We start from the raw sequence: 9122 nt of genomic DNA, 5'->3' as shown, positions 1-9122 counted from the left end.
TTGAACATTATATGCACATGGTCTTTATCGTGATTCCATTGTACTAAGGTAATGTGATATGAGCTTCCAATTCTTACAAACATCTCTTTAGCAAAATCAGATATTGTATCATCGAATACATTTCTTCTATATTTTACAACAAGAACCAAGTGATAATACAGCGAAAACACTGAATGAGAATTACTATCTAATATCATTGTTTTTACTTCTATTTTTATATATCTACTGATTTGATTATACCACTTTATTTTCTAAAAAACAATAGGGCAATTCATCGCACCACCTATAGAGGTGAGCGACTTCTTGCCCATTATGTTAAAACAACTCCTAAAGCAAATTTAAAATTTGAATCATAAGCTTCTTTCTCTAACATTATTCTATTATCTATTTGTCTTAAATATTCTTTTTTTATATAATAAAATTTCATAGTTTCTCCTTAAAATAAAGGGTAAGATTGCTCTTACCCTCTTAAAAATATAGTTCACATTTAGTGGCAGTGAAACGCCAACAGTATCGTTCTCTTTTAATGGCACTGAAACGCCAACTTAAAAATATCGTTCCACATATATAGGCTGTGGGACACCTTCTTGTACTAAAAGTATAACATAATATATTATAAATTTCAATACTTAATTAAATCTGAATCATAATTAGCATCATATAACTCTCCCGATTTAGCTCTCTCTTTTTCTGTCGTTTTTTTCCTTCTTCCTTATAACTAAATAGAGGAGTCTAATGACTCCTCTATCACTAATTAGCTTTATATTTCAATTCTTAATTATTTAGCGAATTTACTTTTGTAATCCCAGATAGTTCTTAAGATTTCTTCCATATCTTTAACCATTGGCATTCTTGGGTTAGCTGGTGTACATTGATCTTCGTAAGCGTTCATAGCCATTCTGTGGATAGCTTCATCCCAAGCTTCTTTAGCTATTCCTTGAGATTTAACGTTAGATGCTACTCCAACTTTTTGACATAACTCTTCACAAGCGTCAGCAAACATTTGTACCCCTTCAGCTGGAGTTTTTGGATTTAATCCGATTAATTGTGCTAATTCCATGTATTTAACATCTGCTTTATAGTTTTCTATTTTTGGCCAAATGTTTAATTTAGTAGGAATTGATCCGTTGTATCTGATTACGTGTGGTAATAAGATTCCGTTTGTACGTCCGTGAGGGATGTGGAATTCTCCTCCGATTTTGTGTGCTAGAGAGTGGTTCATTCCTAAGAATGCGTTTGCGAATGCCATTCCAGCTATTGTAGATGCATTATGCATTTTTTCTCTTGCACAAGGGTGGTTAGCTCCCTCTTTAACTGATAACTCTAAGTAGTCAAATACTAATTTAACTGCTTGTTTAGCCCATCCATCTGTGAAGTCAGAAGCTAGGATTGATACGTAAGCCTCTACAGCGTGAGTTAATACGTCGATTCCTGTATCTGCTGCTATACTAGCTGGTAAGCTCATTACTAACTCTGGGTCAACTATTGCTACAGTTGGAGTTAATGAGTAGTCAGTTAATGGATATTTTTTGTTTTCTTTTGTATCAGTGATAACTGCGAATGGAGTTACTTCTGATCCTGTTCCTGAAGTTGTAGGAATACATACTAATTTAGCTTTTTTACCTAATTCAGGGAATCTGAAAGCACGTTTTCTGATATCCATGAATTTTTGTTTTATATCGTCAAAGTTTACATCTGGATTTTCATATAGTAACCACATAACTTTAGCCGCGTCCATTGGAGAACCTCCTCCTAGAGCGATTATTGTATCTGGTTTGAAGTTGTTCATTAATGCTAATCCTTTTTCTACTGTATCGAAGCTTGGATCTGATTCAACATCGAAGAATAACTCGACATCTACTTTATCTCTTCTTCCTGCTAAAACATCTTCTATTTTCTTAACGTATCCTAAGTTGTACATTCCTCTGTCAGTAACGATCATAACTTTTTCTATCTGTTTCATATCTTGTAGATATTTGATAGAGTTTTTTTCAAAGTAAATTTTTGGTGGAAGTTTAACCCATTGCATATTGTTATTACGTCTCCCTATTCTTTTTATATTTAATAGATTTACTGCACTTACGTTATTTGAAACTGAGTTACGTCCGTATGATCCACATCCTAATGTTAATGATGGTATAAATGCGTTATATACTGAACCGATTCCTCCAAATGTTGATGGAGCATTTTCTATTACTCTGATTGCTTTACATGCAAATCCGAATTTTTTAGAGATTTCAGTATTTTGAGTATGGATTGCAGCTGAGTGTCCTAATCCGTTGAATTCTACCATTGCTGCAGATTTAGCTATTCCATCTTCTGTGCTTTCTGCTTTTAATATTGCTAAAACTGGAGATAATTTTTCTCTTGTTAGAGGCTCATTTACTCCAACTTCTTTACATTCTGCACATATTATTTGAGTATCAGCAGGTACTTTTATTCCAGCTTGTTCTGCTATCCATGTAGCTGGTTTTCCTACTACTGCTGCATTTAATTTAGCTGCTGGTGCTTCTGCTGAGTAAGCTGTTGCTCCAAACATGAATTTTTCTAATTTTGCTTTCTCTTCAGCGTTTGCAAAGTATACTTTGAAACGTTTCATTTCTTTTATAAATTCGTTATATATTTCATGATCAACTATAGCTGCTTGTTCTGATGCACAAATCATTCCGTTGTCAAATGATTTTGAAAGGATGATATCATTTACAGCTCTTAGTAATACACATGATTTCTCAACATATGCTGGTACGTTTCCTGCTCCAACTCCTAAAGCTGGTTTTCCACAAGAGTATGCCGCTTTAACCATTGCATTTCCTCCAGTAGCTAGGATAGTTGCTACTCCATCATGCTTCATTAAAGCTTCTGTTGCATACATTGATTTCATTTCTAACCATTGGATGCAGTTTTCTGGTGCTCCTGCTTTTATAGCAGCATCTCTTATTATTTTAGCTGCCATTACAGAACACTCATGTGCTGATGGGTGGAATGAGAATATAATAGGGTTTCTAGTTTTTAATGATATTAATGATTTAAATATTACAGTTGATGTTGGGTTTGTTGTAGGTACTATTCCACATACTACTCCAACTGGCTCAGCTATTTCTGTAATTCCGTTCAATTTATCTTCGTTGATTATTCCTACTGTCTTTAAGTGACGTAAGTTATTTGTTACATACTCACATGCGAATAGGTTTTTAACAGCTTTATCTTCGAAAACTCCTCTTCCAGTTTCTTTTACAGCTGCTTCTGCTAATATTCCGTGAGCATCAAGTCCAGCTACTGAACATTTAGCTACTATGTGGTCTACTTGCTCTTGAGTAAATCCTTCAAATTCATTTAATGCTTTTAAAGCTTTTCCCACAAGCTCTTCTACATGAGCATCTATTTGCTCGTTTGTTAATTCAGCTTGTGCTTTTACTTCAACAACTTTTTTCTCTGCCATTTATACCCTCCATGAAATATCTTTCTTTACTTGTTGTCCTTACTTTAACATGTTTTTATAGTAAATTACAAGATACTTTTTTTATTTTTTTTGAAAAGGTTAATTTTTACTCTTTTATATGATCAATTTCTTTCTTTCTCTTCATTGTTGCCTTAATTAATACTCTATTTTTTTCCTAATTTTAAGATATTTATTTCTATTTTTTTCTATTTTTTTAGTACTTTTTGATATTTTTTTTATTTTTAATCTCTTTTCAAATTTTATTGCTCGAAAAATAATTAGAATTCTAACTTTTTAGAATTAGATAAAATTTTATCTACTAATTTTTGAATAATAGAATCTCTAAAGCTCTGTTTTTTTATCTAATTTTATGTTAAAATATTTATAAAAAATTATTGGAGGTTACAATGGCAAAATTTGATAAAATATATAGAGATATCGTTGAAACAATTGATAGAGATGGAATTTGGAGTGAGGGAAATGTCAGAACTAAGTATGCTGATGGTACTCCTGCCCACTACAAAAGTTATATAGGATATCAATTTAGATTAGATAACTCAACTGATGAAGCTCATCTTATCACTACAAGATTTGCTCCAAACAAAGCCCCTATCAGAGAGCTTTACTGGATCTGGATTATGCAATCCAATGATGTTGAAGAGTTAAATAAGTTAAAGTGTAAATTCTGGGATGAATGGAAGATGGCTGATGGTACAATAGGTAAAGCCTATGGATATCAGATAGCAAAGCAAACTTTTGGTTACAAAAGCCAACTTGATTACATCATCAACGAGATCAAGAAAAATCCTAACAGTAGAAGAATCATGACTGAAATATGGGTCCCTGAAGATTTGGATAAGATGGCTCTTACTCCATGTGTACATCTTACTCAATGGAGTGTCATCGGAAATAAACTTTATCTTGAAGTAAGACAAAGAAGCTGTGATGTTGCTCTTGGATTAGTTGCCAATGTCTTCCAATACTCTGTACTTCATAAATTAGTAGCTATAGAATGCGGACTTAAACCTGCCGATATTATCTGGAGTATCCATAATGTTCATATCTATGATAGACATATGCCTGTATTACTTGAACAGATTAAAAGAAAAGAGTTTGAAGGGGCAACTTTAAAGATAGAAAACTTTACTTCTATCTATGATTTCAAACCTGATGATGTGGTTGTTGAAAATTATAACTATGGAGATAAAATCTCTTACGAGGTGGCTATCTAATGAGTAAACCTGAAATAAACATGATTGTCTGTGTTGCTAAAAATAATCTTATTGGAGATAAGAATCCCACTGGCAATGGACTTCTTTGGCATTCAAAGGAAGAATTAGCTTATTATAAAGAGAAAACAGTTGGCAACGTTGTTATCTTTGGAAAAAATACTGCCAAATGTGTTCCTATTGAACTTATGAAAAAAAATAGAGAGGTTATTGTTGTATCATCTAAGGATAACTTTGAAGATATTATTGAAAAATATATAGATAGCAATAAAAAAATATTTGTATGTGGAGGGGCAACTATATATAGAACTTATTTAGAGAAATATAACTTTGATAATATCTATATCTCTGTACTTAAACCTCATATAGAAGTTAGTATCCCAAATGATCCTCTATACTTTCCTAAAGTAGAAGAGTTTGGATATTCTATTGCTGAAACAAAAGAGTACCAAGATTTTATAGCTTATACTTACAAAAAATAAAATTCAGGTAGGATTCCTACCTGAGTTTTATTTATCTTATTACTTTGTTTCAGCTACTTCACAAGCTTCACAAGTAGCTCCATTTAATTCTCTTTCTGCTAAAATATCTTCAATGTGCTCTTTTGTTTCTGTTAAAGCTTCTACTGACATCTCTTCATAGTTTACACTGTCACATGATTTTACATTAATTCCTTGACTTCTTAAAAAAGCATCAACCTTTGATTTATTTTTCTTGTATAAGTAGTATCCTAATACTGTTACTCCTACTCCTACTGCAGCTCCAACTACATGGGCTTTTGTTATTTTTCCATTTCCACCGATTCCGTATCCGAACATGGCAATACCTCCTATTAACTATTTATTTATTGTTATATACTTTTCTGTATTTTTTGACATATTTTTATTTTTTCTAAAGAATACATGGTAAATTAAATCCCCTATATTATCTATACTATTATCTTCAGAAACATTTGCTATATAGTAATCTCTATTCTCCTGTTTATTCTTAATTCTAAAGAATTTTACTTCCTTAGCATCATTATTAGTAGTTATCAAGTGTCTACCAAATGTTGTAAGCCAAATCATAGCCACTATTGAAAGTTTTGGTGTATTTAAGAAAGATTTTATCAAATACACAGCTGGTAGTATCTCTAGGTCAAATACACCCTTTCTATTAGTTTCAATACAAGCATGCTCTAATATAGCTGCCGAAGTCATAGAGATAGAGAACCAATTCATTATATTTTGTAGTTGCTCATCATTTCTATTTATTAGCATATTTATTCCAGACATAACTATTGAAGCTCCCGAGTAGATAGCAAAACTCTCTATCGCCTTTTGCTCTACCCCTTCAAGTAACTTAACTGGCATCATTCCATTTTCAATAGAAAAAGCTGTGAGTATCTTGTATATTGCCTCTTGTAAGTTAACTTTTTCAGGATTAAAAGTGGCCACTATACTTCTAGTTACTGGAGTATATTTTAACTCTATACTCTCTCCATCCTTTGTTACATTCTCTTTAAAAGTTTCAAAGGACTTAATAGGTTCTGATAGCTTCAATCTTACTCTATTGGGTAACTTATGCATTATTATTACATTGAGTTTTTTCATTCCCTCACCTTAGTTTTTCATTTTGTATTTTAAAAGTTTCAAAGAGTTTCCTACAACTAAAATTGTACTCATATTGTGTATAACTGAACTATAGATTGCAGGCAGTATTCCTGTAGCTCCTAACACCAGTGCAAAGGAGTTTACCCCTATTGCCATAGCAAAGTTTTCCTTTATTGTTTTAACAGTTTTCTTAGAAAGTCCTATCACTTCTGGCACCAATAGTGGATCATCCTTTGTAATAGTTATATCTGCAGCCTCCATAGCCACATCTGTTCTTGTACTTCCTAGAGCTACTCCGATATTTGCATAGGATAGAGCTGGAGCGTCATTGATTCCATCTCCTATCATTATTACATTACTTCCTCTAGATTGAAGAGCTAAGATATTTCTTGCCTTATCCTCTGGAAGTAGTTCAGATTCATAACTATCTATGGACATTCTAGAAGCTATTGTCTGTGCTTGTTGCTCTAAGTCTCCAGTTAATAGTACTATCTCATCTATTCCCTGTCCTCTAAGTCTATTTATAGTTCTCTTTATATTCTCTCTAGGTGGATCAGTAACCCCTATAAGTCCTATCAATTTATTATCTTTAGATACATAGATTAGAATCTCCCCTCTACCTAATATCACCTTAACTTCATCATGGCAATTTTCAGTAGAGATTCCATTCTCTTCCATAAATTTTTTACTTCCTACTCTGATTACACTCTCAGCTACTTCTGTTTCAATTCCTCTCGCTACAACAACTTTATTTTCAGTATGGTTTGGTATCTCTAATCCTCTCTCTTTTACCTCATTTAAAATTGCTACAGCTAATGGATGAGTTGAAGTTTCCTCTGCTGCTGCTGCATAGGCAAGCATTGTATTCTCATCAATATTTTTATCTAAAAGCTTTATAGTTTGTACACTTGGTTTTCCCTCTGTGATTGTTCCTGTCTTATCAAATATGATAGTATCAGCCTTAGAAAGCTCCTCTATATAGTTACTTCCCTTGATTAATATACCATTTTTTGCTGCTGTATTAATAGCTGCTGAAAAAGCTGCTGCTGTTGATAATCTTATTCCACAAGAGTAATCTATAACTAACATACTCATAGCTTTCTGAATATTTTTAGTTGTTCCATAAACTATAGCTGCCAATAAAAAGTTAAGTGGAATAAGTTGAGCTGAGAAGTTATCTGCATAGTTTTGTATCTGTGCCTTATTAAAATTAGCGTCCTCAACTAATTTTATAATTCTTGAAACTGTTCTCTCATCTCCAACCTTTTCAGCCTCTATAGTTATATTTCCATTTTTTATAATTGTTCCAGCAAAGACACTCTCTCCAACCTTTTTAGTTACAGGCATATACTCTCCTGTAATAGATGATTGATCTATATAGGCTTCTCCCTTTGTAATTACACCATCTACGCTTATCTTCTCTCCTGTTTGAACAACTATCTTATCTCCTTTGCTTACTTCTTCAATAGCTACTTTTTGGATACTTCCATTTTCCATTACCTTCCAAACATAGTTCTCTCCTACGCTTAGCATATCCTTTATAGCCCCTCTAGTTTTTTTCATAGTATATACAGTAAGAAGTTCAGCAAACTCCTCCATTATCATAATGGTTAGAGCTGTTTTCTCCTTACCTAAAAGTAAGCTACTAATTATTGCACTAGAACTTAAAGTATCAGCATTAGGTCTTTTATTTTTCACTAGAGAACCTAAACCATTTGAGATTACTGGAGCTGCTAATGAAAGTACAGCTAAGGTATTTGGATTAAATAGTCTTCTTAATCCTAAAACTGGGGCTACAGGAGCTTTTTTAAAGATATTATAAACTAAAAATATTCCAGCTGCAGTCATTTTTTTTATGATCTCTTCTGGTGACTCCTCTTGTAGTTTTCTCTCAATAACTATATTCTTACTATTCTCTATCTTCTCATTTTTGTATATCTCTACTAAGTAAACATTTAAAGTATTTTGAATAAGGGCTATTAAGTTATCATCAGTTACATTTATATCATCAAAATATATGACTACTGTTCCAGTTACACTACTTATCTTAGCACTCTCTATGTATCTAACCTGTTCTAGTTGCTTTTCAACTTCAGATTTTAATCTTCCTAAATACTTTAATGCCTTAGACTTTATACGAACTCTCCCTCTTATCTTATGAACTACTTCACAGTATAAAAGGTGACCACTAGTTCTTCCCTTCATTCTATCTTCCTTTCTTTAATTCTTTACATAAGATTTCATAGAATTTATCTAAATTTCTCTCTATCTCCTCTACTGACATCTTACTGTAAACATCTTCATTTTCTACAATTTTTTTCCATACATAGTTTAACCAATCCACTATTTTTTTCTCATTTGTTAGTTGCGGATTGTACTTTACAAGAACCTTACTTGTTATATATGAGTAGCTAATCTCCTCTATTCCTGGTTCCATTTTTATTATACTGGTTGTATAGTTTTCATACTTTTTCATATCCTCTGGAACTTTATCTAAACCAGGTATTTGAAGTCTTAATCTTCCTGGTATACTATGTACCACTTTTATTTTATTAAAGTATAAAAAAGCTGATTTTAATAGACTATTCACTAATTTCCTCCCTTAGATATGATATTGTATCCCCACCATAATAGATTCACTCCATTTGGTAAAATAGGGTTTTGTCTCACTTTTCTTATTCCCACGACTATAAATAGAAGGGCTATAGTACTTTTAAGATCTAATACTCCTTTTGTTTTGTTATAGATAGCAAAATCAACACTCTCAACTATCTCTCTCATTCCAGAGAAAAGTTTTCCGTTTTTCTTTTCAAAAACCTCCTCTTCCAATCCAAGAATATTCAATATAGCACCTATCAATGT

9 protein-coding genes are annotated in these 9122 nt (G+C 32.4%); 2 read left to right on the top strand and 7 right to left on the bottom strand.

The window, feature by feature from the left end:
* A partial coding sequence (tnpA, locus tag IAA47_09460) for an IS200/IS605 family transposase (protein MBU3843188.1) occupies positions 1–197 on the bottom strand: 197 nt, incomplete at its 3' end.
* A 581-nt stretch (positions 198–778) separates the two neighbouring features.
* A complete protein-coding gene (adhE, locus tag IAA47_09455) occupies positions 779–3439 on the bottom strand; it encodes a bifunctional acetaldehyde-CoA/alcohol dehydrogenase (protein ID MBU3843187.1) in 2661 nt (886 codons plus the stop codon).
* A gap of 407 nt (positions 3440–3846) precedes the next feature.
* On the opposite strand from adhE, the gene thyA reads away from it, so the two are divergent.
* Together thyA and IAA47_09445 are read left to right on the top strand one after the other, a co-directional pair.
* On the top strand, positions 3847–4671 hold the full coding sequence (gene thyA / locus IAA47_09450) for a thymidylate synthase (protein MBU3843186.1): 825 nt from the start codon (positions 3847–3849) through the stop codon (positions 4669–4671).
* The gene (locus IAA47_09445; GenBank protein ID MBU3843185.1) at positions 4671–5150 is read left to right on the top strand and encodes a dihydrofolate reductase; all 480 of its coding nucleotides are present in this window, start codon (positions 4671–4673) and stop codon (positions 5148–5150) included. Before thyA ends, IAA47_09445 begins: the two co-directional genes overlap by 1 nt.
* Before the next feature lie 39 nt (positions 5151–5189).
* On the opposite strand, the gene IAA47_09440 is transcribed toward IAA47_09445, so the two are convergent.
* The 5 genes from IAA47_09440 to IAA47_09420 form a co-directional block, all read right to left on the bottom strand.
* Positions 5190–5486 (bottom strand): hypothetical protein, encoded by a 297-nt coding sequence (locus IAA47_09440; GenBank protein ID MBU3843184.1) that lies wholly within the window; start codon positions 5484–5486, stop codon positions 5190–5192.
* Positions 5487–5504: 18 nt separating this feature from the next.
* Positions 5505–6260, bottom strand: coding sequence for a hypothetical protein (locus tag IAA47_09435; protein ID MBU3843183.1), 756 nt, complete (start codon positions 6258–6260; stop codon positions 5505–5507).
* A gap of 9 nt (positions 6261–6269) precedes the next feature.
* Complete coding sequence (locus tag IAA47_09430; protein ID MBU3843182.1) at positions 6270–8465, bottom strand: heavy metal translocating P-type ATPase; 2196 nt, start codon at positions 8463–8465, stop codon at positions 6270–6272.
* Between the two features lies 1 nt (position 8466).
* Positions 8467–8850: a cation transporter gene (locus IAA47_09425; protein ID MBU3843181.1), complete on the bottom strand. Its 384-nt coding sequence runs from the start codon at positions 8848–8850 to the stop codon at positions 8467–8469.
* Positions 8850–9122: hypothetical protein (locus IAA47_09420; GenBank protein ID MBU3843180.1), on the bottom strand; the 273-nt coding region annotated here is incomplete at its 5' end. The genes IAA47_09420 and IAA47_09425, both read right to left, overlap by 1 nt.

This window comes from Candidatus Fusobacterium pullicola, from assembly GCA_018883725.1.
Classification (GTDB): Bacteria; Fusobacteriota; Fusobacteriia; order Fusobacteriales; family Fusobacteriaceae; genus Fusobacterium_A; species Fusobacterium_A pullicola.
This window is presented reverse-complemented; position numbering and strand designations above follow the sequence as displayed.

Bases quoted from the DNA above. Each gene is read 5' to 3' on its own strand.
- adhE (MBU3843187.1), bottom strand. From the start codon at position 3,439: ATGGCAGAGAAAAAAGTTGTTGAAGTAAAAGCACAAGCTGAATTAACA.
- thyA (MBU3843186.1), top strand. From the start codon at position 3,847: ATGGCAAAATTTGATAAAATATATAGAGATATCGTTGAAACAATTGAT.
- IAA47_09445 (MBU3843185.1), top strand. From the start codon at position 4,671: ATGAGTAAACCTGAAATAAACATGATTGTCTGTGTTGCTAAAAATAAT.
- IAA47_09440 (MBU3843184.1), bottom strand. From the start codon at position 5,486: ATGTTCGGATACGGAATCGGTGGAAATGGAAAAATAACAAAAGCCCAT.
- IAA47_09435 (MBU3843183.1), bottom strand. From the start codon at position 6,260: ATGAAAAAACTCAATGTAATAATAATGCATAAGTTACCCAATAGAGTA.
- IAA47_09430 (MBU3843182.1), bottom strand. From the start codon at position 8,465: ATGAAGGGAAGAACTAGTGGTCACCTTTTATACTGTGAAGTAGTTCAT.